At 61.5% G+C, this 26875-nt stretch carries 28 protein-coding genes and 1 tRNA gene; 18 read left to right on the top strand and 11 right to left on the bottom strand.

Translation table 11 applies throughout. The features are described from left to right. The first annotated feature begins 177 nt into the window (after positions 1-177). From ACR65W_RS02170 to ACR65W_RS02150, 5 genes are all read left to right on the top strand, one after another. Positions 178-477, top strand: a complete 300-nt coding sequence (locus ACR65W_RS02170) for a hypothetical protein (RefSeq protein ID WP_434498835.1) — start codon at positions 178-180, stop codon at positions 475-477. 268 nt (positions 478-745) lie between these two features. Beyond that, positions 746-1180, top strand: a complete 435-nt coding sequence (locus ACR65W_RS02165) for a hypothetical protein (RefSeq protein ID WP_434498834.1) — start codon at positions 746-748, stop codon at positions 1178-1180. 93 nt (positions 1181-1273) lie between these two features. Next, entirely contained in the window at positions 1274-1474 is a 201-nt protein-coding gene (locus tag ACR65W_RS02160) for a hypothetical protein (RefSeq protein ID WP_434498833.1), read from the top strand. Positions 1475-1798: 324 nt separating this feature from the next. After that, positions 1799-2014, top strand: coding sequence for a hypothetical protein (locus ACR65W_RS02155; protein WP_434498832.1), 216 nt, complete (start codon positions 1799-1801; stop codon positions 2012-2014). A 205-nt stretch (positions 2015-2219) separates the two neighbouring features. After that, positions 2220-3080, top strand: a complete 861-nt coding sequence (locus tag ACR65W_RS02150) for an ArdC family protein (RefSeq protein WP_434498831.1) — start codon at positions 2220-2222, stop codon at positions 3078-3080. Between the two features lie 170 nt (positions 3081-3250). Here ACR65W_RS02150 and ACR65W_RS02145 read toward each other — a convergent pair whose 3' ends face one another. Further along, positions 3251-3637, bottom strand: coding sequence for a hypothetical protein (locus tag ACR65W_RS02145; RefSeq protein WP_434498830.1), 387 nt, complete (start codon positions 3635-3637; stop codon positions 3251-3253). A 206-nt stretch (positions 3638-3843) separates the two neighbouring features. Between ACR65W_RS02145 and ACR65W_RS02140 the strand changes: the two genes are divergently transcribed. Continuing rightward, a complete protein-coding gene (locus tag ACR65W_RS02140) occupies positions 3844-4503 on the top strand; it encodes an SOS response-associated peptidase (RefSeq protein WP_434498829.1) in 660 nt (219 codons plus the stop codon). Between the two features lie 443 nt (positions 4504-4946). Here ACR65W_RS02140 and ACR65W_RS02135 read toward each other — a convergent pair whose 3' ends face one another. Further along, on the bottom strand, positions 4947-5711 hold the full coding sequence (locus ACR65W_RS02135) for a hypothetical protein (protein ID WP_434498828.1): 765 nt from the start codon (positions 5709-5711) through the stop codon (positions 4947-4949). A 251-nt stretch (positions 5712-5962) separates the two neighbouring features. Next, positions 5963-6211, bottom strand: a complete 249-nt coding sequence (locus ACR65W_RS02130; protein ID WP_434498827.1) for a hypothetical protein — start codon at positions 6209-6211, stop codon at positions 5963-5965. 329 nt (positions 6212-6540) lie between these two features. On the opposite strand from ACR65W_RS02130, the gene ACR65W_RS02125 reads away from it, so the two are divergent. From ACR65W_RS02125 to ACR65W_RS02115, 3 genes are read left to right on the top strand one after another with little or no spacing between them, the layout of a single operon-like run. After that, positions 6541-7173: a DNA cytosine methyltransferase gene (locus ACR65W_RS02125; protein WP_434498826.1), complete on the top strand. Its 633-nt coding sequence runs from the start codon at positions 6541-6543 to the stop codon at positions 7171-7173. Next, positions 7170-7811: a DNA-methyltransferase gene (locus ACR65W_RS02120; protein WP_434498825.1), complete on the top strand. Its 642-nt coding sequence runs from the start codon at positions 7170-7172 to the stop codon at positions 7809-7811. Before ACR65W_RS02125 ends, ACR65W_RS02120 begins: the two co-directional genes overlap by 4 nt. Beyond that, entirely contained in the window at positions 7808-8074 is a 267-nt protein-coding gene (locus tag ACR65W_RS02115; protein WP_434498824.1) for a hypothetical protein, read from the top strand. The genes ACR65W_RS02120 and ACR65W_RS02115 overlap by 4 nt, the downstream gene beginning before the upstream one ends. 45 nt (positions 8075-8119) lie before the next feature. Here the strand turns inward: ACR65W_RS02115 and ACR65W_RS02110 are convergent, their stop codons facing one another. The 6 genes from ACR65W_RS02110 to ACR65W_RS02085 all read right to left on the bottom strand — a co-directional run bounded on the left by ACR65W_RS02110 (position 8120) and on the right by ACR65W_RS02085 (position 13592). Continuing rightward, complete coding sequence (locus tag ACR65W_RS02110) at positions 8120-8647, bottom strand: hypothetical protein (RefSeq protein ID WP_434498823.1); 528 nt, start codon at positions 8645-8647, stop codon at positions 8120-8122. Positions 8648-8767: 120 nt separating this feature from the next. Then, a tRNA-Gln gene (locus ACR65W_RS02105) sits at positions 8768-8842 on the bottom strand. A gap of 67 nt (positions 8843-8909) precedes the next feature. Continuing rightward, entirely contained in the window at positions 8910-9590 is a 681-nt protein-coding gene (rpe, locus tag ACR65W_RS02100; RefSeq protein ID WP_434498822.1) for a ribulose-phosphate 3-epimerase, read from the bottom strand. A gap of 4 nt (positions 9591-9594) precedes the next feature. Further along, positions 9595-10677: a class II fructose-bisphosphate aldolase gene (fba, locus tag ACR65W_RS02095; RefSeq protein WP_434498821.1), complete on the bottom strand. Its 1083-nt coding sequence runs from the start codon at positions 10675-10677 to the stop codon at positions 9595-9597. Between the two features lie 18 nt (positions 10678-10695). Then, positions 10696-12618 (bottom strand): transketolase, encoded by a 1923-nt coding sequence (gene tkt / locus ACR65W_RS02090; RefSeq protein ID WP_434498846.1) that lies wholly within the window; start codon positions 12616-12618, stop codon positions 10696-10698. Between the two features lie 98 nt (positions 12619-12716). Further along, positions 12717-13592, bottom strand: a complete 876-nt coding sequence (locus ACR65W_RS02085) for a phosphoribulokinase (protein ID WP_434498820.1) — start codon at positions 13590-13592, stop codon at positions 12717-12719. A gap of 478 nt (positions 13593-14070) precedes the next feature. Between ACR65W_RS02085 and ACR65W_RS02080 the strand changes: the two genes are divergently transcribed. Together ACR65W_RS02080 and ACR65W_RS02075 are read left to right on the top strand one after the other, a co-directional pair. Continuing rightward, positions 14071-14301: a hypothetical protein gene (locus ACR65W_RS02080; RefSeq protein WP_434498819.1), complete on the top strand. Its 231-nt coding sequence runs from the start codon at positions 14071-14073 to the stop codon at positions 14299-14301. A gap of 205 nt (positions 14302-14506) precedes the next feature. After that, entirely contained in the window at positions 14507-15088 is a 582-nt protein-coding gene (locus tag ACR65W_RS02075; protein ID WP_434498818.1) for a LysE family translocator, read from the top strand. Positions 15089-15300: 212 nt separating this feature from the next. Here the strand turns inward: ACR65W_RS02075 and ACR65W_RS02070 are convergent, their stop codons facing one another. Beyond that, positions 15301-16314 (bottom strand): AraC family transcriptional regulator ligand-binding domain-containing protein, encoded by a 1014-nt coding sequence (locus ACR65W_RS02070; RefSeq protein ID WP_434498817.1) that lies wholly within the window; start codon positions 16312-16314, stop codon positions 15301-15303. A 155-nt stretch (positions 16315-16469) separates the two neighbouring features. On the opposite strand from ACR65W_RS02070, the gene ACR65W_RS02065 reads away from it, so the two are divergent. Both ACR65W_RS02065 and ACR65W_RS02060 read left to right on the top strand, forming a co-directional pair. Further along, complete coding sequence (locus tag ACR65W_RS02065; protein WP_434502239.1) at positions 16470-17726, top strand: DUF3047 domain-containing protein; 1257 nt, start codon at positions 16470-16472, stop codon at positions 17724-17726. Between the two features lie 156 nt (positions 17727-17882). Further along, positions 17883-18878: a glycoside hydrolase family 3 N-terminal domain-containing protein gene (locus tag ACR65W_RS02060; protein ID WP_434498815.1), complete on the top strand. Its 996-nt coding sequence runs from the start codon at positions 17883-17885 to the stop codon at positions 18876-18878. A 12-nt stretch (positions 18879-18890) separates the two neighbouring features. Here the strand turns inward: ACR65W_RS02060 and ACR65W_RS02055 are convergent, their stop codons facing one another. Continuing rightward, complete coding sequence (locus ACR65W_RS02055; RefSeq protein ID WP_434498814.1) at positions 18891-19847, bottom strand: N-acetylmuramic acid 6-phosphate etherase; 957 nt, start codon at positions 19845-19847, stop codon at positions 18891-18893. A 175-nt stretch (positions 19848-20022) separates the two neighbouring features. Here ACR65W_RS02055 and ACR65W_RS02050 point away from each other — a divergent pair, with 175 nt between their 5' ends. From ACR65W_RS02050 to ACR65W_RS02030, 5 genes are all read left to right on the top strand, one after another. Further along, positions 20023-21054: an SIS domain-containing protein gene (locus tag ACR65W_RS02050; RefSeq protein ID WP_434498813.1), complete on the top strand. Its 1032-nt coding sequence runs from the start codon at positions 20023-20025 to the stop codon at positions 21052-21054. Further along, a complete protein-coding gene (gene nagA / locus ACR65W_RS02045) occupies positions 21051-22214 on the top strand; it encodes an N-acetylglucosamine-6-phosphate deacetylase (protein ID WP_434498812.1) in 1164 nt (387 codons plus the stop codon). Before ACR65W_RS02050 ends, nagA begins: the two co-directional genes overlap by 4 nt. Before the next feature lie 154 nt (positions 22215-22368). After that, complete coding sequence (locus ACR65W_RS02040) at positions 22369-24033, top strand: hypothetical protein (RefSeq protein WP_434498811.1); 1665 nt, start codon at positions 22369-22371, stop codon at positions 24031-24033. A 109-nt stretch (positions 24034-24142) separates the two neighbouring features. Beyond that, positions 24143-25450 carry an FtsX-like permease family protein gene (locus ACR65W_RS02035; RefSeq protein ID WP_434498810.1) on the top strand — a complete coding sequence of 436 codons (1308 nt, stop codon included), beginning with the start codon at positions 24143-24145 and terminating at the stop codon, positions 25448-25450. Beyond that, positions 25447-26847 carry an ABC transporter ATP-binding protein gene (locus ACR65W_RS02030; protein WP_434498809.1) on the top strand — a complete coding sequence of 467 codons (1401 nt, stop codon included), beginning with the start codon at positions 25447-25449 and terminating at the stop codon, positions 26845-26847. Before ACR65W_RS02035 ends, ACR65W_RS02030 begins: the two co-directional genes overlap by 4 nt. Positions 26848-26875: the final 28 nt, after the last annotated feature.

Here is a 26875-nt window from a genome sequence, read left to right as displayed (position 1 = left end):
GAACCCGCAGCCTCGTCTTTTTCCGCCTCGGTCATCGGAGATAGTGTCCATCATCGATAGTGGACACGATCCCCGCGCCACGCGCACGACTATCGCCGCCGTCAGCCCCAATCGCCAGACGGCCCTCGGCGGAGGCTTACGCTCTTCGAGGAGTGCGAATGGGGCTGCACGAACGCCGTGTGCAATCCGCCGCCGCAGCCGAAGATCATCACGTGGAAGGTCAGTCCGACGCTCGTCAAGAAGAACGATACGACCGGTGTCTTCTGGAACGTAATCAACGTCATCGGCTGCACCGTTTCGGGCACCAATGGCGACTCGTGGACGACCACCACCCGCGGCTCCTCGAAAGGCAGCGAAGTCTCGCGCGGCATCATCGCTCGCACCACCTACACGCTCCACTGCACGCCGTACCGTGGTGCAAGCTGGACAGATCAGACCGCAGTGGTCAACATCGTGCCAATATTCCAGGAACAGTAGCGATCTATAAACCAAGAGCGATCGCACCGGCTCGCATCCTTCATTCAGGGCGTCGATTTCATCCTTCTCAGCGCGATTATCAGCGAACATACGAGGCGTGCGCACAGAAGCGCCGCCCTATGAGGTCGACTTTGTTCTTGTCTACCTTCTCCGATTCCCCATCCCGGCCAACACTTGCACCGCGCTGATGTAGGTGCAACGTCCCGAATGGAGAGCATCCCTGGGGACGTTCGCGGCACATATTCTATCTGTGGGAGAACCAGAATATTTGCTTAGCATGCCCCCTGAAGGAAGACCCGACGATCAGCAGGTCGAGACGACCGCCAGCGCAATTTATCTAAATTTGCGGAGGCTGCAGCTGTACGTGACATTAAAATCCTACGGCCCTGGCTTCTGGGAGATTTTCGCTTCGACCTCGCCTAAAATGATCGTTAAAGCGGGTAACGACACAGCGTCGGGGATATCGCTCATGCTTACCAACAGATTTGATCCGCCGGAGCTTTACATCGAAGAGATCAACTCGCTGCGAGCCGGGATGGGTGCACAGATGGTAGGCGCGATCTTCGACGCGCTACAGCAGCAACCCGGAGCCTTTCAAATCAGGCTCAATGACAGGTCGCCAATAGTGAGAGATGACGTTACCTGGTGGCAGCGCATCATCTCGACGCATCCGGAGTTCACATGGGTCAGAACCCAATTTTAGAGTGAGGTGGCGACAGCGCGGACGACTGTCAGGAATCCTGCGTGCCAAGCCCACATTGCCATTCCGAAGTATTCATCGAGCATGGTGACGTGCATGGAAGCGATCATTTTCTACGTTCTCCTCATCGACGCGATCAGTGCCAACGTAATGGTGCGATTTGGGAGCGAATGGTACGTGCACAACTTCCGCACGCTCTCCCGCTGGTTTCCACCGGCCGAAGGCTGGGCACTCTATTACCTGGCGCTCGTATTGTGGGTCGGCTCGCTCCTGTACCGCGCCGGCATGCTGTTCTAATCCACACAACAACGCCTGACCGCCCGATCTTCAGCGGCACAAGTGGCTGAGCAGTCTCCCCTCCCCATCCGGCGCGCGACACTGCATGTCATATACGCGCGGGTACTCATGCGAGGCATCTGCTGCGAAATTCTCGCTTCCGTATGTTTGGAGAGGAACATCCGAAGCACGAGAACGAGATCCGCCGCATATTTCGACGCGCCCAAGTCAATCGCCGCACGAATGTCAGAGACAATCATCTTACGTACGGCGCTAGGGTCGCGCTTCAAATTCAAAAGGTAACTCGATAGCAGCGATTGATGCCTCGTCGAAAGGACAGCCCCCATGAAGAGTTCGTTTGTTTCGAGCGCCGCGAACTTTGCGCATTCTTCAAGGGTAATCATCGGTATGACTCCACCTTGGCCGCTCATGGCGACCATATATCGCACTTCGTTTGATGCTGACCTCGCATTGCTCGGTGTGCTGCGCCGCAAAGAAGAGCTGCGTGCGAGCCAGGCGGAGAGCCGTCGAGGAATGATTCTTTCTACCAAGACATTGTGAACCCGCTGTGGCGTCGCTCGCACAATGTCATGAAAACAATTTAATCACATTCCGACGGAACATTTTAATCCACCGCCCGCTCGCGCGTGCTGACAGGCGGTACAATGTACTAGGCAGGCTCCCCCTCGCGCTTCAGCGTGCCGATTCCGGTTCGCTGATAGCGAGGAGCAACCCCAATGATCCGGTCTTTGACACGGAGGCGGCGATGAAGATCGCCGCCGTCTATGAAGCCGTCACCCGATCCATCATCGCCGAGCTTGAACAGGGCGCCGCGCCTTGGGTGAAGCCGTGGAAGAGCGGCAACCGCACCGGGATTCTACCGGCCAATGCCATCACCGGGCGCTGCTACAGCGGGATAAATATCCCGATCCTGTGGCACGCGGCCGATGTGCGCGGCTACACCACCAACGCCTGGATCACCTTCAAACAGGCGCTCGAAAAAGGCGCGTGCGTTCGCAAGGGAGAGAAAGGCACACAGGTTGTCTTCACCAAGCGATTGTCGGTGAAAAAGGACGACGATGCCGACGAGGAGCGCCAGATTTCCATGCTGCGCGCATTCACCGTCTTCAACGTCGCCCAGGTGGACGGCTTCGATGCGCCCGACGCCCCAGCAGCGCCAGCGCCGCCAGCGGGAGCGGCCGACGCGTTTGCCACAGCGACCGGCGCTGACATCCGCCATGGAGGAGATCGGGCATGCTTTGTCCCCTCCCTGGATTTCGTCGCGCTCCCCTACCCCGAGATGTTCGAAACTGAAGAGCAATACCAAGCGACGAAGCTGCATGAGCTTGTGCATTGGAGCGGCCATAAATCGCGCCTCAACCGCGACCTCAATAATCGCTTCGGCACGAAAGCATATGCGGCCGAGGAGCTGGTCGCCGAGCTAGGCGCGGCATTCCTCTGCGCGCATCTCGGTCTGCAGGGGCAGTTGCGCCATGCCGGCTATATCGAGAGTTGGCTGTCACTGCTCAAAACAGACGAGCGTGCGATCTTCACGGCCGCATCGAAGGCATCGCAAGCCGCGGACTATCTGCGGGCGTTCTCGGAAAAGTTGGAGGAGGTGACATGAGTGGCTCGCGCTTCGTGGTCATCGACGGAAAAAGACTGCCGGCCACCAACACAGAAGACGGCGACCGGCAGATATGACGAGCCGACGCTGTTCGAGCGCAAATGATGCGATCTGATCCAAACTCATAGAGCCCCGCGTACGACGCGAGGCTCTCTTCGTCCTATCCTGCGTTAGCGCGAATATGCGCCTGCATGGCCGTCACCGAACCGGCGCACGAGCTTTCCATCGGGCTTGATCTCCAGTTCGAGACGTTCGAATTTCATCGGGTCTTCCGCGTTGGCTTCGAATTTTGATACGACGAGCATGACGGTCTGCCCCTCGTGCGACCAGCAGCCCGTAGCGTACTCATCAAGCGCGCCATAGGCGAGCATATACTCGAACTCGCCGTTTGCTTTGAGCTGAAGCTCTGAACCGACTTCCATCACACCGCGCATATAGTAGTGACCGGCGAGCGCCGCATCGGCGCGCTGGCATTCGGCGGCCGACGCACCCGATATCAAGCCGGCGGTCAACAACAGAAAGAGGGTGCATGCGATGGGCCGGCGAAGGCGGATCATTTCTTTCTCCAGATACAAGACGGCACTGCGGTTGTTCTTTTGTCATGCGCTCAACGGAGCTGCATGGCGGTGCGCCAACGCACAAAGTGACGAGATGAGGCGTGCGTCCCCGGTAGGATATCGGCAGTTCGGTGCTACAGTGCCGAATGCGAGTTTGAAGATGGCTTTCGCCGAGTCTCACTGGGTCGGAATTTGAGGGCAGCTGAATGTGCGGCCGCTTTTCGCAGCAGCTTAGTTGGGCGGAGCTTCAACGTCTTGCCGACCTTGTCGGCCAGCCGCGTAATCTCGCGCCGCGATACAACATCTCGCCGACGACCATGATCGAAGTCATTCGCGTCGCCGGCGATAGCAGCGAACTTGTTCCCATGCGCTGGGGTCTTGTGCCTTACTGGTGGAAGAAATCTCTCAAGGAAGTGCCGTCGACATTCAATGCTCGCGCCGAGCGCGTCACTGATGGGCCGATGTGGCGCAGCGCCTTCAAGTCGCGTCGTTGCATCATTCCCGCGAGCGGCTTCTACGAGTGGACGGGGCCAAAATCGACGCGTATTCCGCATTACTTCAGCGCGCCGGATGGCCGGCCACTCGCCTTTGCGGGGCTCTGGGATAATTGGCGCAGCCCGGAGGGCGAGGACGTTCTTTCGGCAACGATCATCGTCGGCCCGGCCAATGAGTGGATGAGCGCCTATCACAATCGCGAGCCTGTCATCCTCGATTGGCGAGATACAGCGGCGTGGATACGCGGCGACAACCCCGCTTCTCTACTGCGCCCGCTGCCCGAGGATGCGTTGCGCGAATGGGTCGTTTCGACTCGCGTCAACCGTTCAGGCGTCGGCGACGACGACCCGCGCATGATTGAGGCTGCATAGATGGGCTGGCGAGGGCAAGACAATCGAGACCGGGACGAAGCGCGCGAATGGCGCAAGCGCCCTCTGCGCGAGCGCTACGACTGGGTGAGCATAGCAATCTTCGTCACCCTATTGGTGACGTTCATATTCGCTCTGCGCAGCCGCTAATTGCTAGTTGAAATCAGCTTCTGGCCCGCTTCCGGCGGATGCTGCGCGATGATCCGCGCACTCTGATCCAGCAAGAGGCGGCCGTGCGTCTGTTTCGGCATCGCAGCGCTATATGCGGCCCAGCGATTCTGAATTCATCAGTCGCTGCCGATTACTGTCCGGCTTGAATTTCCGCAATGCGCCAGGACCAGACGACCCTCGACGTTTCATGTCGGGCATTACGCTATTTTGGTGCACGCGCCGCGCTGTAAATATGGAAAAATCGGCGGCTGCGCAATTTTGCGCCGAGGCGACAGTCATTTGGCGGATCGGCCTGCTGGTGGTTGGCAGAAGAAAGGAATCAGAACTGTGTCGATCGGCGGGCCGTCGGTTACGCTTACCCGTTCCGCGTCGTCCATCGACACCTTAAGATGCTCGGTCATAATTGACCCAATAATGCGCTGAAAGACTTTTGATAGAAGATTGGCAATCCGGGTTGTTTCTTCGAAAGCCGAATTGATAGCGTATTCCCAATCAGGGTGAGGCTTGAGGTGCTGAATCCCGTCAATGATCACCGTTTCAGAGCCATAAAAAATATTGTGACCCGAATGCTCCTGTCCCAATATAGCTTCGTAAGTGAACCCCGCTGGCATGCACTCGAAAGACTTACGCAGAAGCATCGGATCAGTATGAAAAGAAAATTTTTTGCGCATCTGGGCGATTATATTCCTCGGCCCGAAATACTTGTTGAGCGTCTTTATGTCGTCATAAAAAGCAGCGTCTAAGAGGCTTGAGTTGGACGCTTGCAACTCGTCGACACGAACTACCTTCCGGAAATACTCGTACGCTTCGAAGACATGACCAGCCAGGACACGCAGGAAGAACGAAAGCGAGGTGAAGGCAGCGCTCTTGTCCGGACCATCCCTGCTGGCGTGCACCGTATTCATACAGAACCATAGGTGTTTGGTACAAACATTCATTTCGTTCAGGATTTTTCCTCCTCCTAGCACGATGGATAGCTGCCGATCCGGCAGTGCTTTCAGAGCTTCCTTCTCAATTGTGAACTGGAATAATTTAGGCATTCGGTTCACCAAGCTAATGGCGGCCAACCCTCCGTTGCGCCGATGCTATATCTGGCATCAATCTGCGTCAGATGCGCAAGACCACAAGCCACCTGCAAATATCAAGAATTTTGCCCAAGCGGCACGCTCGCGTGTGTAGCCTAAGCCTTGCAAAGGATAGCTGAAGAAGTCGAGTGTCATTTCGGAACACGACTGGCGGTCCTGCGAAGGACCGCTCAGGGTCAACAGCGGAATCCAGGTGCAAAGCCTCTTCAAGCCTCAAGCAGCTTCTGGCCCGCTTCCGGCGGATGCTGCGCGATGATCCGCGCACTCTGATGCAGCAAGAGGCGGCCGTGCGTCTGCTTCGGGATTGCTGCGCTGTACGCGGCCCAAGCAATCTCGACATTGTTTGCTGCGGCGATCACATTTGAATGCCCGCAGTCATCGATGGCGGTCACCGTGAATGTCAGCTTCGCGGCTTCCCTGCTATCGAGTAGGTCGGCGTATCCTTCGAGCGCCATCGCAACGAACATCGTCGTATCGCGCGCAAACCACGTGTCGCGGTAGCGGCGCGAGATTTCTCCGGCGAGCCACCGCGCATATTCGGCGGTGTTTTGAGGGACGCGTCGCCCAGCCGTCATAGGAACGAACAAAGAACATCTGGCAGGCGTTCGTCAAGTCAGATTCGAAGCGCTCTTCGGTGGATGCACGCCCTTGCGCACCGAAAATATTTTCGTAATTGCGCCCGACTTCATACGTGATGTGTCGTCTCATGACGGCGCATAAGTAACGGTTACAACAGCGATTTCTGGTTATAGGTGGGTGTCCTCTCGAAACGGAGGACACTTTCGTGCAGACCATCGAACTGTTCAGCGGCACCGAATCATTCAGTGCGGTCGCCCGCCACTTCGGCCACAAGACTTTCACCGTCGACAACGACAACTCATTCAGTCCCGACCTTTGCAAAGACATCAATCAGGTCAGCCCTCTAGACCTTCCACGCAAACCCGACATCCTCTGGGCGTCTCCGCCGTGCGAGGGATTCAGCGTCGCAGTCATCGGCAGGAATTGGTATCGCGATGGCCGGCCGAAGACCAAGCGCGCCCGCGCCGCGATCGGTCTCATCGTACGCACACTCGCAGTGATCGCGTCGACGGGGCCGACATGGTGGTTCATCGAGAACCCGCGCGGGATGCTCCGCAAGATGCCGTTCATGCAAGGCCTCACCCGACACACCGTTACTTACTGCCAGTACGGCGACACGCGCATGAAGCCGACCGACATCTGGACAAATGCCTGGTGGTGGACTCCGCGGCCTCCCTGCAAGAACGGCGACAGCTGTCACGAAGCGGCGCCGCGGGGCTCTAAGAGCGGCACACAGGGAATCGCGCTCGCCAAAGACCGCAGCCGCATCCCGCCCGCGCTGTTCGAGGACATCTTCGCACAGCTGAAAGCCTCCAACGACAACAGGAGGGCGGCATGAACCGCCTGATCCTCGGGAACTGTCTCGACACCTTGGTGCGGCTTCCCGACAAGTCCATCGATCTCGTGGTGACCGATCCACCCTACGGCATCGGTGTCGCAAAGAACGGCCATATCTGGGACAGCAAGTTCACTCCAAAGAAATGGGATAACGCCATTCCGCCGAAAGTCTATTTCGACGAGATGCTGCGCGTGAGCAAGCGTCAAGTTATCTGGGGCGGCAATCACTTTACCCATTTCCTTCCCCCCTCGCGATGCTGGCTCGTATGGTGGAAGAACGATGGTCTACCCTGCGGCACCTTCGCTGACTGCGAACTTGCATGGACTTCGTTCGACAAACCCGCCCAAGTTTTCAATAGCCGGTGGCGCGGGTTCGTTCGCGACAGCAAAGAGCCGCGCGTCCGACACCCCACACAGAAAGCGCTCGAAGTGATGAAGTGGTGCATCGCTTCATTCAGCAAGCCAGGCGACACGATCCTCGATCCATTCCTCGGCTCCGGCACCACGGCTGTCGCCGCCAAGCTACTCGGCCGCAACTTCATCGGCGTCGAACAGGACGAGGAATATGTGGCGATGGCGCGCCACCGCTTGCGCCACGCCAACGACAACCATGCGAACGACAACAGGAGGAAGGCATGAGCATCGAAAGCCGAATAGCCGCAGCGAAAGAACTCATCCGGAAGCGCGAGGAGATCGACCAGCAGCTTGCGGAGCTTTTTGCGGGAGGAACGCCGAAGAAGCAGAAGTGCTCGATTTGCGGTAGCACCGAACATACCGCACGCACCTGCCCGCAGAAGTCGCCGGCGGCGTCGAAGCCACTACCCCAGAACTCGCTCCCCGCATCGCCATTCGAGGCCCTGTCGCACTATAGGACGAACGACGAAGAGAGCGCGCAGCTCTGACTCATGGCCGCCATTGCCGCTTGATCGCGAGCGGCACTGACGATCCTAATCAGCAACATCATCGATCAAGACATCGACTGTCGAGTCGCACGCGACGAACTGATTGCCATCGCCGGTGCCGGCAATCGTAAAGCCGCGTCGATCGCATGTGAGCTTTACAACCCCGCCTGAATACACAGTGAGCGCGCCGCCGAAAACCGAAACGTGCGCGCGCTTGCCGTTCGGTATCCGGAAGATGGGGCTGCTCTGCCTGGGCTCAAGATGGAAGGACGTTCCTTTTTCCGCCAGCTTCGGCAGCGTGGCGGGAACGGCGACCGGCGGCGGTTTTGGCGGGACAGGTTCAGCTTTGATCGGTTCCGTCGTCGCAATTTTTGGTGCGTCGGTCGCGGCTTGCGGGGGCACCGGCGCGTCGCTCTGCGTCGCGAGGCGTAGCCCCAGGATCAAAACCCAGATGAAGCAGATCACCGAAATTCCGGTGAAAAGATACCGCAGCCCATCATTGATCGCGCCGTAGGCGAGCACGCCGAACAGCATGAAGAGGACGGCAAAAAGGATGATCAGGAAGACGAGCATGCGACTCGAAGCTACCGAGCGCTTCACTTCGTGTCGAGGCAGGGCCGCGCTCGGCCGGCGTGAGGCGAGCCAAAAGCGAGCCACGCCATTCCGATAAACTGCATAAGGTATTGAAATGATTGGCTGGGGCGGGAGGATTCGAACCTCCGTATGGCGGAATCAAAATCCGCTGCCTTACCACTTGGCGACGCCCCAATGCGCAGGTGAGGCGATAGCGCGCCCCGTCGCGACAATCAACTGCCGGGCGGCGCGGCGAAGCCGCTCACACGGCGATCGCGCCGGCGCTCGCCGCGGCCCGCCGCAGCGCCGCGATATTGTCGGCATAGCAGAGCTGCCCGCCGCGGAAAGCGGCCGAGCCCGCGACGAGAACATCGGCGCCAGCTTCGACGACCTGCGGCGCGGTCAGCGGCGTGACGCCGCCGTCGACCTCGAGATGGATCGCGCGCCGTCCGATCATCTTGCGTATGGCGCGGATTTTATCGAGCTGCGAAGGAATGAAGCTCTGCCCGCCAAAACCCGGATTGACGCTCATCACCAGGATGAGATCGATATCGTCGAGCACATATTGCAGCGCGCTTTCATGCGTCGCCGGATTGAGCGATACGCCGGCCTTCTTGCCGAGCGCGCGGATCGCCTGCAGCGAGCGGTGGAGATGCGGCCCGCCCTCGGCGTGCACGGTAATGACGTCGGCGCCCGCTTCCGCGAAAGCGGCGATATAGGGGTCGACCGGCGAAATCATCAGATGCACGTCGAGCGTCAGGGTCGTCACCGGCCGCAGCGCCGCGACGACGCCTGGCCCGAAGGTGATGTTGGGCACGAAATGCCCGTCCATCACGTCGAGGTGGATCCAGTCGGCGCCGGCGTCAGCCATCGCGCGTGTCTCCTCTCCCAGCCGCGCGAAGTCGGCCGAGAGAATCGAGGGCGCAATGGCGACGCCAGTCATGACGCTACTCCGCCGCCTTCTTGCCGGCGAATTGCGGGTCGAGCGCGCCGCTGGCGTAGCGCTTGGCCATTTCGGAGAGCGGGATCGGCTTGATCTTCGACGCCTGGCCCGCCGTGCCGAATTCCTCGTAGCGCTGCTTGCAGACAGCGCGCATCGCCTCCATCGCCGGTTTCAAATATTTGCGCGGATCGAACTCGCCCTTGTTCTTGCCGAGAACGTCGCGGATCGCCGCGGTCATGGCGATGCGGTTGTCGGTGTCGATGTTGATCTTGCGCACGCCATATTTGATGCCGCGCTGAATTTCGGCGACCGGCACGCCCCAAGTCTGCGGCATCTCGCCGCCCGCGGCGTTGAAGGCGTCCTGCAAGTCCTGCGGCACCGACGACGAGCCGTGCATCACGAGATGCGTGCTGGGCAGGCGGCGATGGATTTCCTCGACGACTTTCATCGCCAGAATGGCGCCGTCGGGCTTGCGCGAGAATTTGTAAGCGCCGTGCGACGTGCCCATGGCGATCGCCAGCGCGTCGACCTTGGTGCGGGCGACGAAATCCTCGGCCTGCGCCGGATCGGTCAGAAGCTGGTCGTGCGAGAGCTTGCCTTCGGCGCCGTGGCCGTCTTCCTTCTCGCCCATGCCGCTTTCGAGCGAACCGAGCACGCCGAGTTCGCCTTCGACGGAAGCGCCGACCCAATGCGCCATGTCGACGACGTTGCGGGTGACGCGCACATTATAGTCGTAATCGGCGGGCGTCTTGCCGTCGGCCTTGAGCGAGCCGTCCATCATCACCGAGGTGAAGCCGAAGCGGATGGCGGTGGCGCAGGTCGCTTCGGCGTTGCCATGGTCGAGATGCATGACGAGCGGAATGTCCGGCCAGATGGCGGCAAGCGCCTCGATCATCTTGGCGAGCATGACGTCATTGGCGTAGGCGCGCGCGCCGCGCGAGGCCTGGATGATGACCGGCGCATCGACCGCCGCCGCCGCCTCCATGACGGCGAGGCCCTGCTCCATATTGTTGATATTGAACGCCGGAACGCCGTAATCGTGCTCGGCGGCGTGATCGAGCAGTTGCCGCAGTGTGATGAGAGCCATTGTCGCCTCCGCTATCTCTTACGTCTTAACTAGCGTACGGGCCGCGTCAGCCACAGCCTCCGCCGTGACGCCAAAATGCTTGTAGAGCTCGCCGGCCGGCCCGCTCGCGCCAAAGCCGCTCATGCCGATGAAGGCGCCGCGCTCGCCGATCCAGCGGTCCCAGCCGAGCCGAACCGCCGCCTCGACCGCGACGCGCGGAGCGCCGCCCAGCACTTCGGCGCGATAGGCCTCGGACTGAGCCTCGAAGAGTTCCCAGCAAGGCATGGAGACCACGGCGGCCTTCAGTCCTTGCGTGGCCAGAATGTCGGCGGCCGCGAGGGCGATTTCAACCTCGGATCCCGTGGCGAGCAGCGTGACGTCGCGCTTTCCCACCGCGTCGCGCAGCACATAGGCGCCCTTGGCGGAAAGGTTTTCGCCAATCGGCCGATCGAGCGTCGGCAGGTTCTGCCGCGACAGGCTCAAGACCGACGGCGTGTGGCGGCTGGCGAGCGCCAGCTCCCAGCATTCAGCGGTCTCGATCGCGTCGGCGGGGCGGAAGACGTGGAGATTCGGCATGGCGCGCAACGCCGCCAGATGTTCGACCGGCTGATGCGTCGGCCCGTCTTCGCCAAGGCCGATCGAATCATGGGTGAGCACATAGATGACGCGCAGGCCCATGAGCGCCGAGAGGCGGATCGCGCCCCGCGCATAATCGGAGAACACCAGGAAGGTGCCGCCGTAGGGCGCGAAGCCGCCATGCAGCGCGATCCCGTTCATCGCCGCCGCCATGCCGAATTCCCGCACGCCATAGTGGATGTAGCGGCCGGAAAAATCGTCGGGCGCGACCTCGCCCATGCCCTTGGTGATGGTGAAATTCGAATGGGTCAGGTCGGCCGAGCCGCCGATCGTCGCCTGCGTCGCGGCGTTGATGACGCCGAGCGCCATTTCCGAGGATTTGCGCGTGGCGAGTTTCGGCTTTTCGGCGGCGAGCGTGGCGCGGAACTCGGCGAGCGGACTGGCGACCTGCGCCGCGACGTCGGCTTTCATGAAGGCGTCGAAGGCGGCGCCCTTCGAGGACGCGGCGCGTCGCGCCTCCCAGGCTTCGCGCGCCTTGGCGCCGCGGCGCCCCGCCGCGCGCCAGGCCTCCAGCACGTCGTCGGGCAATTCGAAGGGCGCGTGCGGCCAGACGAGCGCTTCACGCGCGGCGTCGATCTCCGCCGCGCCGAGCGGCGCGCCGTGGCAGCTTTCCTTGCCCTGCTTGGTTGGCGCGCCATAGCCGATCAGCGTGCGGCAGCCGATGAGCGAAGGCCGCGGATCGGCCTGCGCCGCGGCGATCGCCTGCGCGACCGCTTCGGGATCGTGGCCGTCGACATGGGCGACATGCCAGCCGGCGGCGGCGAAACGCGCCATCTGGTCCGTCGACGTCGCGAGGCTCGTCGGCCCGTCGATGGAGATCGAATTGTCGTCCCAGAAGAGGATCAGTTTCGAGAGCTTCAGATGTCCGGCGAGGTCGATCGCCTCATGGCTGACGCCTTCCATCAGGCAGCCGTCGCCGGCGATCACATAGGTGAAATGATCGACGAGATCGTCGCCGAAGCGCGCCGCCGAGAGGCGCTCGGCGATCGCCATGCCGACCGCGGTCGCGAGCCCTTGGCCGAGGGGACCGGTGGTCGTCTCGATGCCGGCGGCGTGGCCATATTCGGGATGGCCCGCGGTCGGAGAACCGAGCTGGCGGAAGTTTTCGAGCTCTTTGCGGCCCATGCCCGGATAGCCGAGCAGATAGAGCAGCGCGTAAAGCAGCATCGACCCGTGGCCGGCGGACAGCACGAAACGGTCGCGGTCCGGCCAGTCCGGCCGGCTCGCGTCAAACTTCATGAAGCGCTGGAAAAGCACGGTCGCGACGTCGGCCATGCCCATCGGCATGCCGGGATGGCCGGATTTCGCCTTTTCGACCGCGTCCATCGCCAAGGCGCGGATGGCGTTGGCGTAGCGCGTCGGATCGGATTTTGCGCCAGCCGCCGACGCGGAGGTCTCCTTGGCCGCCGTCAATATAGTGTCGTTCACGTCACGCCTTTCCTGCGTCTGACCAGTTCGAGGATCCTTGGAGTAAGGATCAGCTGCATTGCGAGATCAAGCTTATTGCCTGGAATGACGATGGAATTGGCGCGCGACATCCAGCTTCCCGCGATCATCGCCACAAGATAGGGGAAGTCCACCCCTCGCGGATCGCGAAAGCGAATGACGACGATCGATTCGTCGGGCGTCGGAATCGAACGGGCGACAAAGGGATTCGAGGTGTCGACCGTCGGCGCGCGCTGGAAATTTATGTCCGTTTCCGAGAACTGTGGGCAAATATAATGCACATAATCATGCATGCGCCGCAGAATCGTCTCGGTGACGGCCTCGGTCGTATAGCCGCGCGAATGCCGGTCGCGATGCAGCTTCTGCGTCCACTCCAGATTGATCACCGGAACGACGCCGATCTTGAGATCGGCGTAGCGCGCGACATTGACGTCATCGGTGACGACCGCGCCGTGCAGCCCTTCATAGAACAGCACGTCGGTATCGGCCGGCAGCTCCACCCAATCGGTAAACGTCCCGGGCGGCACGCGAAGCCGCGCCGCCTCGTTTTCGTCATGGGCGTAATGGCGGTAGCGGCCGGAGCCCGTCTCGCCGTATTCGCGAAAGAGCGTCTCGAGCTCGGGCAGCAGATTTGCGTGCGGGCCGAAATGGCTGAAATTTTGGTTCCCCGCCGCATGCGCCTCGGTGAGCTTGGCCTTCATCTCCCCGCGATCGTATCGATGGAAGCTGTCGCCCTCGACATAGGCGACCTCGATGCGCTCGCGGCGGAAAATCTGCTCGAACGTCGCCTTGACCGAACTGGTGCCGGCGCCGGACGAGCCGGTGATGGAGATGATCGGATGTCTGACCGACATGGGCGCGCGACCCGGACCCTACGAGCAAGGCGAACTGGACGGCCTGCGGCGGGCCGGCCGACCGCGGGGGCTCCGCCGGCTTGTCGCACGGCGCGCGGGCAAAGGAAAGGCTCCCGCTCCCGGCGGGGACCTGGCAGGCGCGAGGGAGCGGGACGGCGCCACTTGTAGACGTCTCAGCTGCTGCTCGTAGCGGGCGAGCATGGCCGGGCGCTGGTTGCGGAATGGTTGAGAGCCACCCGCCCGCTTGCGTTGGCGACGGCCTATTGACAGCCGATCGCTCTGCATGACATTCGGGTCATATGATCCTCACCGTGAATCTCGCCCTATTTTTTTGGTGGCGCTCTTTCTGAAGAGCGGCGCGTCGTCATTTCGTCAATGATCGACCATCGCCGCCGTGATTCCGCGGGCGTGGTCCTACTCTCTCCAAAATCCCTCGATCCCAGCGGCGTTGCGGCGGCTCCTATGACTGGAGAGCGCCATGAACTTGTCCAACATCGTTCCGTGGGGGCGAAGCTTCGCGGAATATCGCGCAATGTTCGCGCTGTCCGACGCAGACTTGCGAGGAGGCGTGCTGGGTTGCGGGGATGGGCCCGCCAGCTTCAACGCTGATGCCACGACGTTAGGCGCGCACGTCATATCGGTCGATCCCATCTACATGTTCGGCGCCGTCGAGATCGAGGGCGGATCGTCTCGACATTTTCCACGATGATGTCTCAGCTTCGCGCGAAGAGCGAATTGTCGATTACGAGTTTCAACGCGGAGGGAACGTCATGCTCCGGTTGCGCCAAGGACCGCGTGGCCAAGCCGCTGCGACAACCTGATCCAACATCCGCAACGACGCTGGGCGGGCGGAAATGGGAATCGAAGGTGAATATGCCATGACAATGACTTCGCTCATGGTTTACGCCGGCGCCTTGACGCTCGCGGCCGCTACGCCCGGACCTGCGATCGTCTCGATTATCGCGACCGCGATGACCAAAGGCTGGAAGGCCGCGTCGGGATTGGCGCTGGGCGTAGCGATCGGCGATGTGCCCCTGGCGATGTTTGTGCTGTTTGGATTGGCGTTCGTCGCCCACTCCCTGGGATGGATGTTCCTGACAATCAAGGTTGTGGGAGCCGCCTATCTGGTTTGGCTCGGATTGAAACTGTGGCTGTCTTCAAAGCGCAATGAGCCGCAGGGTCCCGATAGCAGTAGCGCTGGGTTCGCTCGAAGCTTCGTCATGGGAGTTATGATTTCCCTCGGGAACCCAAAGGCGATGTTTTTCCATGCGGGAATGATTCCCCTGCTGCTTGATATGCGTCATCTCACAATGGTCGACGCGCTCGTCGTGGCGCTGATCATCCTATGCGTTGATCTGACCGTCTGTTTTGCATACGCTTTTGCAAGCTTCAGGGCGCGCGGGTTCTTTCATTCGCCACAACGCATCAAGCTGATGAACCGAGCCGCGGGTTCAGCCATGATCGGAACAGGCATTCTCGTTGTCTCTCGAACTTGATACGAGATGCGTATCGTCGATCCAGCTGGTCCGCTGCGAAGCGCGTCGATTGACGGCGGCTTCAGACTCGCATTCGCGGATCGGCTTTCGATGTCACGACCTGCCGGTTCGCGTTTCATCACCTCGAGGATCCGCGTGGGGGAGGCGCAGGTCGAGGCTTTCATGCGTCAGTTGCGAACGCAGCGAAGATGATGACAGCAGAATTTAAACGCTCATCCGCCAGCCTTCGCCAATTCTCGCCATCGACTGGGAGCTACTCCGCTCCAGCTCTCGAAGGCGCGGCTGAAATGCGCAGGATCGCGATAGCCGAGCATCAAGGCGATCTCGGTGATCGACCAGGATTGGCATAACAGACTCATCGCCCGTCGTTGCAGTTTATTCTTCAAGAGATCTGAGAAGCTCAGTCCGGACTCGGCGAGCCGGCGCTGCAGCGTTCGCTGCGATAAACCCGCCCGACGAACAATGCGGGAAAGGTCAGGGCGACCGTCGAGAAGCTCAAGATCGATCAGGGCGCCGACATTGCCCGGCATGTCATCCGGATCCGGAATGTCGAAGATGCGTTCGAGTTCGCCGGCGCTGAGACCTCGATTCGCATTAAGATGCGGATTGACCGCCATCAGCAGCTGTTGATCGAAAACGATTGCGCCGGGTCTGTCGCAGATTACCGTATCGACGCCCATCTGCTCGTCGATGCGACGCCGGGCGTTGGCGGGCAGACCCCCAACCATGATTCGATCTGGTAGCCAGCCCGCGCCGACGAAATGGCGGATCATGACGATCATGTACCAGAGTGCGAGAATCTCGTTCTGCGGACGTCCATCCGTGGCGGGGTCGGCTAACTCATATGACCAGTGCACCTCGTCGCCGTCTCGTCGGACGGCGAGCCGCGTCGCGCTCTGCATCATATGCGGCAGGCTTGTTCCCGCGCGATGGATCGCTTCCAACAAGGTGGGCGCTTGTATGACCCACTTGCCATAGACTCCTAAGCCCGCGATCGACGTTTGGCGGCCGAGTCGGGCCGCGAAAGCCTCGTCCCGCAATTCGCGCGAGGCGATCGCGAGCAGCCGGAAATGATCGCGCAGAGGCAGAAGCGTATCGGGCGATTCCAGCAAACCGAGGGGAAGCTCGGCGCGGCGAAAGACCCGCTCGATCGAGCCGCCGTTCGCGGTGACGACGCCGGCGATCGGCCCGAGCGTGCTCGCGCGCGTATATCCCTTTCGTCGCATCCATCGCCCTCGCGCGCCACTAAACGTCGGATTTCGGCATGTCCTGGCATGCAGATCTTCGGCGTGAAGCATAGCATTCCGCCATCCGATCACGAACCCGCGCCAGTTACGCCGTTTCGGCAACAGATCAGAACGAGAGATCAGAAAGAAAGCCAATGTGCGTTTATTGTCTCAACCTTTCTCGCGCTGCGACTGGAACGGCATGGGGCGGCGTTTCGCGGCGCGACATATTGCGGCGCGCGATGGCTCTCGGCGTCGCTGCGCCCTTCGCGGCCGAGGCGTCGAAGGCCGTCTTCGCCGCCGAACAGGGCGTTCCGGCGCCGGCGAATTTTAGGAAAGGCGTCGAGGATCTCATCGCCGGGGCGCATCCGCCCGAACTCGCGGACTATCGGGTCTTCGAGATAAACGGCTCCGATCTGCCGTGGACCGATCTCGGCCTTGAGGCCGTGAAAGGTCAACAGATCACCTTTCTCGTCACTGGGCGATGGTGGCTGTCTCGTCAGCATGACCTCTGGTTCCGTCCCGGTCTCGCCTTCCACGCTCGCACGCGGCGTCGACGGCCGATCTTTAGTCCGGGCACGGACACGAGCACCATGACCGCATCGCATGACGGTCCCGTCGAGGTCGCCCGCTTGGCGACGCTGTACGCCGACGCGGACGGCCGGCTTACCATTCCGGAGGAGGTTTATCGCAAGGATGACGTGAAAATGACCGGCCTTGCGCTTCTATGGCGAGGCGACGCCGCTGCTGGCCTCGCGAGCCTTCTCGCGAGCCTTGCCGCGAGCCTTGCCGCCAAGAGTGGCGACGTCGGTGCTCTTGTCGCGACAGAACTCGCGCGCCTGCGCCGTAACCGCAGGCTGCCGGAAGGCTGGTCCAATCTCTTTTTGCTCGGCGGCGGCGAGGAGAGCTTCGTTTGGGACACGAACGGCGAGATCGTCTGCGAGAGCGCGGGAGCCGCTTCCATTATCGAGCGGCCGCTGGCGCTTTCTCTCGCTTCCCGCCCGAAACTCGGCTGGCGTTGGAAAATCGACGAGCTGCCGTCTGCGGCGGCGGAAGATCAGGCGCCCGTTCACGATTATCTGTCCATCGGCGTGAAATTCGACGATGGCCAGGACCTCACCTATATCTGGAGCGCGGCGCTGCCCGAGGGTAAGGTTTTCCGCTGTCCGCTGGCCGGCTGGAACGCCATCGAGACCCATATGATCGTCGGTTCCGGCACGAAGGACCTCGGAACGTGGCGGGAGCTGGAGCGGGACGTCGCTTCCGACTACGCCGCCCATATCGCCGGGTCGGCCAAGGCGATCAGCCATGTCTGGCTGTTGGCGATTACGCCGTTCCAGCGCCGCCGCGGCGCGTGCCGTTTCGCCGACATCAGGGCCGAGACAGCCGACGGCGCTATGCGCAAACTTTAATATCGCGGCTTCAGAGTTATCAACGGACCGCGTGGGCGGCCCTAACGCGCCTCCGACCACGAGAGTGCGTCCGACATCAGCCGATCAGCGCAACATCGAGCTGGATGGCGGCGAGGACTGCTTTGACAGTCCTCTCGCCCTTACCATTTTACGCTCATGGATCTGCCGATCGGCGAACTGTTCATCTTGGGTTTTCGCGACCCGCTCATCCCTGGCTGGCTGCAGGATTTTGCCCGCAGCTTCGGCTTGGGCGGGATCATTCTTTTCGACTACGACTGCACCGATCAGAAATACGAACGGAATGTCTATGGTCCGGCTCAGCTCGAGGAGCTTTGCGAGAGTCTTCACGCTCTCCCCTCGCGTCCGCTGATTTTTATCGATCAGGAAGGCGGCAAGGTCCGCCGGTTGAAGGAAGAGCGCGGCTTTATTCCGCTGCCCAGCGCTCGCCAGTTCGGGCGATTGACCGCCTCGGAACGGCGGGACGTTTTACGCCCGTCCTACGCGCAGATGCGACAGATCGGAATCGATGTGAACCTGTCGCCGGTCGTCGACCTCGACATCAACCCCGACAGCCCGGATGTGGGGTCGGTCCAGCGCAGCTACTCGAGCGATCCCAATGTTGTAAAGGCATGCGTTGAGGCGCTGGCGGAAGTCGCTGGCTCGGTGAATTTGAAACTTTGCTTGAAGCACTTTCCCGGCACCGGCGGCGCGAAGGTGAATCCCCATGACCACGTCATGGATCTTTCCGATTGCCTGACCGACGCGCAAGTGAATGTGTTCAAGAAGCTGATCGCGCGCGTCCCGATGGTTCTGTTCAGCCACGGCATCGTCAACCAATGGGAGAAAGACACGCCGGTCTGCCTCTCCGCCGTCGCGGTGAATAAAATGCGCGGCTGGGCGCCGGACGCCTGCATCCTGACCGACGATCTGCAAATGCAGGGCGTGCAAAAGCTGATGTCGACGGGCGAGGCCTGCGCGAAGGCGGTTGACGCCGGCGCGGATTTTATCCTCATCGGCAACAACATGAAAGACGAGCAGGAGCAGACTGCGGAATTCGCCCGTCGGCTGCTCCAGGCCAGCGCGCAGGATGCGTCGATGCGGGCGCACGCCGAGGCGTCGATCACACGCATACGGAAGCTGAAATTTGGATGAACTGATTAAACCCTACTCGTGCGTCGCATCTTCCCGAATGTACGGCTGGGTCTCTCGAAGGTCCGCCGTCTTTGGCCGCTCGACCATCAAGCTCATCGCGCGACGTAAATGCCCCTCTGCCTCATCCAGCGCCGCCGCCGCCTTGGCGAGCCCGTAGCCCTGCAGCAAGAGAAAGGCGAGCTTCACGCTCCCGCCGGCGCGCTGCAAGGCCTCATGGATCTCCTCGTCGCCGCGACCGGTCAGCCGCGACAGGATTTTTTCGCTCCGTCGGACCAGTTTCTTGTTCGAAGCCTGCACATCCACCATGAGGCCGTCGTAGACGCGCCCGAGCAGGATCATGACGAGCGACGAGAGCAGAATAAGCGTGATTCGCTGGGCGGTTCCCGCCTTCATCCGCGTCGAGCCGGCGATCGGCTCCGCGCCGGTTTCGAGAAAAATCGCATGATCGGCCTCCTGGAGAAGCGGCGTCCCGCGATTGTTCGCGACGCCGATTGTCAAGGAGCCTCTGTTTTTCGCCTCGCGCAAACAGGCGAGCGTAAAAGGCGTCGTGCCGCTTGCGGCCACCGCGATGGTCACATCGGACGCCCCGATCTCATGGCGCCGAACGAGTTCGACCGCTTGGTGGTCCTGGTCTTCGGCGCCTTCAACAGCGTGTAGCAGGGCGGTTTGTCCGCCCGCCATGAGGAGCAGAAGACGATCTTGCGGCCAGCCGAAGGTTGGCATGAGCTCCGCCCCATCCTGGGCAGCCAAGCGACCGGATGTGCCGGCGCCCACGTAGACGAGCCGCCCAGGCCCACGCAGCCGGCGCTCAATCGCAAGCGCCGCCCGCTCAATCGCGGGGCGCGCGGAGCGAACGGCGGCGACGGCGGAAAATTGCCCTTCGATCATGGAATCCAGGATCTCGGCCGGTTCCCAGACGTCGATCTTGGCATAGCGCGGACTTTGGCGTTCGGTCTCCGTCGGGCACATCGGCGCAATTCCAGCTGATAAGCCGCATATGGCCAATGACGGAGAGAGTTCAAGCTAAGCTTCCTATCAGCCAGCTCATGACGCCGGCGCCGACGCGGGAGCTGCGCTGGAACTTGCTTTCCCGCGCGTCCGGCTCAATCTCTGTGCTGATGGGTTTGACCGGACGCCGAAACCAATGACCGTCCTCGACGCGCAGATGATTTCCGATATGCGAGAGGCTCCGGCGGCCGTGCGACGGCAGGGTGACGGGCTCGCCGAGGTTCTCTCTATTCTCGCGGATCGCTTACGGCGCAAGCCGCCTCAAGTCGTCGTCACCTGCGCGCGCGGCAGTTCGGCGCACGCCGCGACCTTCGGCAAGCATCTGATCGAGCGATACCTCGGCGTTGTGGTGGCGCCCGCCGCGCCCAGCATCACGACGATCTATCATCAGCCTCTGCGCCTGGCTGACCAGCTCTTTCTCGCGATTTCACAGTCGGGCGAAAGCAGCGACATCATCGAACAGGCCGCTGCGGCGCGCGCCTGCGGGGCCGTAACCGCCTGCATCACAAATGACCCGGCGAGCGGGCTGGCGCAGGCCTGCGAATTCGCGTTGCCGATGGCGGCGGGCCCGGAACTGAGCATTCCCGCGACGAAGACCTTCGTCGCGTCGGTGGCGGCGCTTGCCCGACTGGTCGCCTTTTGGGCCGAGGACAAGCCCCTCGCGAATGCTCTGAGGTCATTGCCGGATCGCCTCGCCGCCGCCGGCGATCTCGACTGGAGCTGCGTCCTGGAGAAGATTGCTGGCGCGGAAAGCCTGGTCACGATCGGACGGGGTCCGACGCTCGCCATAGCGCGCGAGGCCGCCCTGAAACTCAAGGAAACCTCGGACCTCCACGCGGAATGCTTTTCTTCGGCCGAATTCCTCCACGGCCCGGTCGCCCTGGTGGCGCCTGACTATCCCGTGCTCATGTTTGCGCCGACCGACGCCGCCGCCGCGGGCATGACGCAGCTCGCGGCGGATCTCAGGGCAAAGGGAGCGGCGGTCTTTATCACCTCCTCGGAGGAGCGGACGCCGGACCGGCTTCCCGCATTGCCCCCCGAACATCCCGAAACCGACGCGATCTGTCTGATCCAGAGCTTCTACGTCATGGTCGTCCGCCTGGCCGCGATGCGCGGAAAGAACGCCGACCGGCCGCGCCACCTGCGCAAGATCACGCGCACGCGATGAACGGCTGCTCTCGACGCGCGGTGGCCGCGGACGTCGTCTTCGACGGCGAAAAAAAACATGACGACTTCGCGGTCGTCATCGAAGATACGCGGATCGCGGCGCTGACGCCGCGATCCGACCTCCCATCGTCAGTTGAAGTTTACAACGTCGCTCAAGGCGCATGGCTCGCGCCGGGCTTTATCGACATTCAAGTCAACGGCGGAGGAGACGTCCTTTTCAACGCCGATCCGACGCCCGCCGCTTTGACGAAGATTGCGCAGGCGCATCGCAGATTCGGCGTGACGTCGCTTTTGCCGACGCTCATCACCGACAGCGATGAGGCGATGACGGCGGCGCTTGGCGCCGCAAGCGCAATCATGCCGCGCGAGCCCGGCATTCTCGGAATTCACCTCGAAGGCCCATTTTTGTCTCCGCAAAAGCCGGGCGTTCATCGGCGAGAGTTTATCCGCCGTCCACAAGCCCATCATCGCCAAATGCTCGGCGCGTTTCGCGCGGGCGTATTGCTCGTGACGCTCGCGCCAGAGGAAATGCCCGCAGGCTTCATCGCCGAACTTGTCGCTGCGGGAGCGAAGGTCTCGCTCGGTCATTCGATGGCGACTTATGAGCAAACGCGCGCCGCAATGGCCGAGGGCCTGACGGGCTTCACGCATTTGTTCAACGCAATGCGTCCGCTTTCCGCGCGCGAGCCCGGACCTGTCGCAGCTGCGCTCGAATCGCCCCACGCCTATTATGGGCTCATCGTCGACGGCGAGCACGTCGCCCCGGCCATGCTGGGATTGGCGATGCGTGGCGTTGGGCGTCCCATGCTGGTGAGCGACGCCATGCCGCCGGTCGGCGGGAAGAAAGCAGAGTTCGATCTCCTTGGCGCGCGGATCGCGGTCCGCGACGGCAGTTGCCGCACGCAGGAGGGCGCGCTTGCAGGATCGTCGATCGAGATGGCGAGCGCGGTGCGCAACTGCGTGCGGCTTCTCGGACTGCCTCTGGAGCGGGCGCTGCGCTGCGCCTCTTGCCACCCCGCCGAGTTTCTAGGTCTCGGACGCTCGCTCGGCCGCCTCGCGCCGGGGTATCGCGCCGACATGGCGGCGTTCGACCCTAAGGATATTTCGGTCTCCGCCGCCTGGGTCGCCGGCGAAAGATCGGATTATTGTCCCGGGGCGTAGCTCGTTGGCCACGTCAGAAGCGCGACCGCCTCACTCAAGCGAATCTTGCGCATCCACAAAAGTGCTTGCCGGGCGAAGAACTATATCGCAGAGAATTTCTCACTTCTCGATTCAATGGATTGGGTTGAGCCGCTGCGCTCTTAGGGAGAGACCGATGTCTGCCGATCAAAACTTCCCGTCGGAAAAAGATGGACATTGCGCAACATCTGAGATCGCCGCGCCGCAGATTGTGCGGCCTCTCAATCAGCATGGCCGGGTGGAACGTCGAGAGGTGCTACGCGCCGCGACGGCCGGAATCATCGGGACCATCTTCGGGGGCAAGTCCGCTAACGCGACAGGGCTGTTCTCACGCCTGATGGGAGACTCAGCGTCGGCGGCGGAGGCGAATGCGCCGCGTCTTGCGACGCTCGGCGACTATGTCTGGCTCACCCCGACGAAGCTCGGCGGGGGCGCTCAGGTGCAGGATCTTGCGACCGGCAAGACAATGGCCTGGATCGAATATTGGAATTACGGCGACAGCTGCCCCATCGCCCATCATCTCGCGGCCTTTCCTTCGGCCGACCCGCGCAAGGGTTTCGAATTCGTAAACTCGACTCAGGGTGGGCAGAACGTCCTGATTTATGGCATCCCCACGCAGATCCGGGAACATGGAATGCTCGATCCTTTGTGGGGTCAGGGCAATCAGATCTATCGCGTCGGCTTTGACGGGCAGCAGATGAATTTGCTCGAGAATGTCGCCGAGACCACGGGGATCGGACTTGGCGTGCATACCGTCATCTTCCCGGATGCGTCTGGCTTCACGGTCGCGGACGGGCAAAAGGATGTGGTCGCCTTCTTCAATCGCGCCACCGGAAACCAGAAGACAACGGTGATCGACGCCTTCCGTTTCGACTGGCGTGGAAACGAGCCGGACGGCGTGCTTGAGGACAATTGGTTCAAGGGAGGAACCGTTCGCGTTTCCCGTCTCCTAAAGGCGCCTGACACCGGGCTCTATGATTATCGCGGCGTTAAGGGAAACAAGCTCGATTGGGAGATGGTGCCCATGGGCGAGTATCTCGCCTATTCGGGACAGCTTCCGGGCGACTCGGTGAAGACGCTGACCGGCGCCGATAATTGCGTCCACCATCCAATCCATCCGCTCTCGCTGGTGACGCTTCGCATGTTCGCCGTCGGCGTCGTCATCGACCGCACGACGATGGAGCCAGTTGCGTGCATCTCTTCCCCTGACGGCACGACGAAAGAAAGCATTCCGGTCAAGAAAATCGCCGACGGCATCTGGGACATCAAGCTGGACAATGTCGTGTCGTCGGGACACGAATGCGGCTTTGGACCGCACGGCAAATGGTTCACCATGACGAACAACACCCGCCAAAACAGCATGGGCGTGTTCGATTGTGCGGACCGCGATCCACGCAACTGGAAGCGAGTCACGGAGTTCAAGGACTCGCACTGGGTTGGCTCGACGCCGAGCCCGTTCCACATCACCTATTCGATGGACGGCTCAAAGATGTTTGTCTCGGAGCTGCATCGCAAGCCGGCGAAAAGCGCCATCGTCGTCGTCGACACCAATACATGGACGACAATCAAGCGCTTCGAGAATGTGGGCGTTGACCTGCAGACGATGCATGTCACCTATGACGGCAAATATGTGCTTGCGATCTTCAGCGGATTCCAACGGCTCGAAGCAGGAACCTTCGTCTTCACGCAGGATACGCTGGAGCCCGTTGGCTATATTCCGAACTTTGGCGGTCACCACGACTGCGTTATTGTTCCGCGGAACAATGAGGAACTGATCCACAGCCGCTGCACCACGGTCTGACGGGATTGGCGGAACCGGCGACGAGCCTCTCAAGCGATCGCGGCTACTCAACGAAGCGGCCGCGCCTCGCAAGCCAGCCCGCATCGACCTGCAGATAACGGTTTCACCCATGACGAATCGCCATCGCTCGCGCTTCCTGCTGGTGCGGCTCGGCGCTCAGAACGTCGGACGTCGGCTGCTGCGGAGTCTGTTGCTCGGCTTGGCGGTGATGATCGCCGTCGGGGTTGTCTTCTCCGGCTTTGTCACCGGCTGGTCGCTGCGGGAAGGAATCTTGACGACCTTTTCGCGAATGGGCGCCGATCTCGTTGTCGTGCCGCATGGCGCCTTGGTGAACATCACCAGCACGTTGCTCACGATACAGCCGACGGATCTCGATCTGGATGTCGCGCTGGGCGACAAGCTCAGAGCCGTTCCCGGCGTGGCGAAGGTCGCCGCGCAGCATCTCATCCGCGCGAGCGTCGAGGGGCGCGCGATCAATCTGATCGCCTATGATCAGGCGACCGATTTCACCGTCGAATCTTGGCTGCCCGCGGGGGAGAAACCCGTGGCCGCCACGGGAGGCCTGCTTGTTGGCGAGCGGGTCGCGCTGAAGACCGGCGAAGCCCTGACGATTTGCGGTCGGTCACTGGTCGTGACGGGCCGATTGGGCCGAACGGGCGTGGGTCCCTTTGACGAATCTTATTTCATCACCTTTTCCGCGCTCGACGAACTTGTCGCCGCCGCGATCCGGGCGCGCCCCGCGAACGTCCCTGTTCATCCGCCCGCGTCTTCGCCTTCGGAAGGGGTCGGCGCGACGCATCATGATCACGCCGCGGGACGGGCCGAATGCCTTCCGTCAATCGCGCAGGATCGTGTCTCTGCATTTCTCCTGCAACTGTCGCCCGGCGCCTCGGCGGAGCAAGCGCGTTTCGCCATTGGACAGATCCCGGCAATCAAAATCGTTACGGGCAATCCGATCTTCACCGCCGCGCGCCAATCGCTTGGCAGTCTCTTCTGGGGCGTGGCGATTTTTGCTGGCTTGCTGATGCTGGCGATATTCTTTCTCGTGTCGTTGTTGTTTTCCGCCATTGTCCAAGAGCGCTATCGCGAAATCGGCGTGCTGCGGGCCATGGGCGCGCGGCCGGCGCAGATCATATCGATCACCCTGATCGAGGCGGGGCTCATCACAGGCTTTGGCGGCCTGTTAGGCATCGGCGCGGGTTTCTCGCTGATTTTCGTTTTTGCCCGTTCGCTCGGCTTTTACTTCTCGTCTCTCGGCGTGCCCTTCGACGCGCCGCCTGCCGGAATCATATGGATCGCCGCGGGCGCCGCCGCGCTCTGCGGCGTCGCGATCGGCATCGGGGGAGCTTTTGTCGCCGCTTGGCGGACGCGGCGTCTCGAACCCTATGCGATGATCCAAATGGAAAGCGCGCGATGATTCTTTGCGCCAAGGGTTTGCGGAAGCGCTACGGCGGCGATCCTGGCGTGGACGCGGTGATCTCTGCCGATTTGATCGTCGGCGCAGGCGAGTTCGTTTCGATCGTCGGACGATCTGGCTCCGGTAAATCGACGCTGCTCGCCATGGTCGGCGGGCTGACGCCGCCGACGGAGGGCAGCGTTCAACTGGCAGGAGACGAGATCTGGGATCTGTCCGAGGCGCAGCTCGCCGATGTCAGGCGGGAGCGCATCGGTTTTGTCTTTCAGTTCCCGAGCCTCCTCCCGAATCTTCGGGCCATCGACAACGTCGCCTTGCCGGCGCTACTCGGTGACAACGTGACGCCGGAATGCGCCTATGCGCGCGCGCAAGGCCTTCTCGCCCGCGTCGGCCTGAGCGATCGGATGACAGCCTTCCCAGGACAGATGTCCGGCGGCGAGCAGCGTCGCGTCGTCATCGCTCGGGCTTTGATCAATGAACCGCAATTGCTTCTTGGGGACGAACCGACAAGCGATCTCGACGAGGAGACGGAAGAAGAGATATTCGCGCTGCTCGACGATTTGCGACGAGAAGGAAATTTCGCAGTGGCGCTCGTCACGCATAACCATGCGCTGGCGCAACGCGTTGATCGCATGTTCGAGATGCGGCAAGGAATTCTCCTTCCGAGCGACGCGCCGCGCGGCTTCATCGCTGCGCCGATCCGGCGCCCCGAAGCGTCCGCGTTAAAAGCGCCCGCGCCGATCGGCGCCGATGCAGACGGCGCCCGCGATTTCGAAAAACTCGGTAAAACGCTGTGGGTGACAGCGGGACGCGTCTTCGCCGCCGCGGCGCTGATGTTCGTCCTCGCGTCATCAGCGAATTACGGCGTGGCGCGCTACCAGCAGTATGAACTTGACGCCGGTCGGCAGCGACTCGCCACGCTCGAAGAACTTGCAACGTCCACTTTGCAGAGTGACATCGCGTCGATTACGCAGCTCGGCGACGGCCGTTACGAGGTGACGATTTATCTGGAGAACACAAAGGCCGAACAACCCATTTACGTCATGTCGCCGAGTGTGCAGGGTTTCGTGCAGGTTGGAGTCGGCTGGCAGGAAGCGCCGCTCACGCCGATCGACGACGCGACCGCCGCGGTGCTGAAAGTCACCGGGCGACAGCTCTATCGCTTCGTTCTTGAGGCCCGTCTCACGAAATTCACCGAATTATTGCCGCACTACATGCATGTGCGCTTCAGCAACAACATGCTTGTCAGTCCCGAGAGCACACCCACGAATGAGTTATTTCAGCGCGTCGATAACTATTATGTCTATCTGAAACCGGACAATGTCGACGACGCTACGATCGCAAAAGATGTCCGGTTTCCCGGGCCGCCTCCGCTCTGGATCTGGATGCCGCCGCACTGAAGTCGCGCGCCTTGGCGCCCTTTCTCCA

Source organism: Methylocystis sp. (genome assembly GCF_051062815.1).
Taxonomy (GTDB): Bacteria; Pseudomonadota; Alphaproteobacteria; order Rhizobiales; family Beijerinckiaceae; genus Methylocystis.
This window is presented reverse-complemented; position numbering and strand designations above follow the sequence as displayed.

Bases quoted from the DNA above. Each gene is read 5' to 3' on its own strand.
- ACR65W_RS02160 (WP_434498833.1), top strand. From the start codon at position 1,274: ATGGAAGCGATCATTTTCTACGTTCTCCTCATCGACGCGATCAGTGCC.
- ACR65W_RS02155 (WP_434498832.1), top strand. From the start codon at position 1,799: ATGAAGAGTTCGTTTGTTTCGAGCGCCGCGAACTTTGCGCATTCTTCA.
- ACR65W_RS02150 (WP_434498831.1), top strand. From the start codon at position 2,220: ATGAAGATCGCCGCCGTCTATGAAGCCGTCACCCGATCCATCATCGCC.
- ACR65W_RS02145 (WP_434498830.1), bottom strand. From the start codon at position 3,637: ATGATCCGCCTTCGCCGGCCCATCGCATGCACCCTCTTTCTGTTGTTG.
- ACR65W_RS02140 (WP_434498829.1), top strand. From the start codon at position 3,844: ATGTGCGGCCGCTTTTCGCAGCAGCTTAGTTGGGCGGAGCTTCAACGT.
- ACR65W_RS02135 (WP_434498828.1), bottom strand. From the start codon at position 5,711: ATGCCTAAATTATTCCAGTTCACAATTGAGAAGGAAGCTCTGAAAGCA.
- ACR65W_RS02130 (WP_434498827.1), bottom strand. From the start codon at position 6,211: ATGGCGCTCGAAGGATACGCCGACCTACTCGATAGCAGGGAAGCCGCG.
- ACR65W_RS02120 (WP_434498825.1), top strand. From the start codon at position 7,170: ATGAACCGCCTGATCCTCGGGAACTGTCTCGACACCTTGGTGCGGCTT.
- ACR65W_RS02115 (WP_434498824.1), top strand. From the start codon at position 7,808: ATGAGCATCGAAAGCCGAATAGCCGCAGCGAAAGAACTCATCCGGAAG.
- ACR65W_RS02110 (WP_434498823.1), bottom strand. From the start codon at position 8,647: ATGCTCGTCTTCCTGATCATCCTTTTTGCCGTCCTCTTCATGCTGTTC.
- rpe (WP_434498822.1), bottom strand. From the start codon at position 9,590: ATGACTGGCGTCGCCATTGCGCCCTCGATTCTCTCGGCCGACTTCGCG.
- fba (WP_434498821.1), bottom strand. From the start codon at position 10,677: ATGGCTCTCATCACACTGCGGCAACTGCTCGATCACGCCGCCGAGCAC.
- tkt (WP_434498846.1), bottom strand. From the start codon at position 12,618: ATGGACGCGGTCGAAAAGGCGAAATCCGGCCATCCCGGCATGCCGATG.
- ACR65W_RS02085 (WP_434498820.1), bottom strand. From the start codon at position 13,592: ATGTCGGTCAGACATCCGATCATCTCCATCACCGGCTCGTCCGGCGCC.
- ACR65W_RS02080 (WP_434498819.1), top strand. From the start codon at position 14,071: ATGAACTTGTCCAACATCGTTCCGTGGGGGCGAAGCTTCGCGGAATAT.
- ACR65W_RS02070 (WP_434498817.1), bottom strand. From the start codon at position 16,314: ATGCGACGAAAGGGATATACGCGCGCGAGCACGCTCGGGCCGATCGCC.
- ACR65W_RS02065 (WP_434502239.1), top strand. From the start codon at position 16,470: ATGTGCGTTTATTGTCTCAACCTTTCTCGCGCTGCGACTGGAACGGCA.
- ACR65W_RS02060 (WP_434498815.1), top strand. From the start codon at position 17,883: ATGGATCTGCCGATCGGCGAACTGTTCATCTTGGGTTTTCGCGACCCG.
- ACR65W_RS02055 (WP_434498814.1), bottom strand. From the start codon at position 19,847: ATGTGCCCGACGGAGACCGAACGCCAAAGTCCGCGCTATGCCAAGATC.
- ACR65W_RS02050 (WP_434498813.1), top strand. From the start codon at position 20,023: ATGACCGTCCTCGACGCGCAGATGATTTCCGATATGCGAGAGGCTCCG.
- nagA (WP_434498812.1), top strand. From the start codon at position 21,051: ATGAACGGCTGCTCTCGACGCGCGGTGGCCGCGGACGTCGTCTTCGAC.
- ACR65W_RS02040 (WP_434498811.1), top strand. From the start codon at position 22,369: ATGTCTGCCGATCAAAACTTCCCGTCGGAAAAAGATGGACATTGCGCA.
- ACR65W_RS02035 (WP_434498810.1), top strand. From the start codon at position 24,143: ATGACGAATCGCCATCGCTCGCGCTTCCTGCTGGTGCGGCTCGGCGCT.
- ACR65W_RS02030 (WP_434498809.1), top strand. From the start codon at position 25,447: ATGATTCTTTGCGCCAAGGGTTTGCGGAAGCGCTACGGCGGCGATCCT.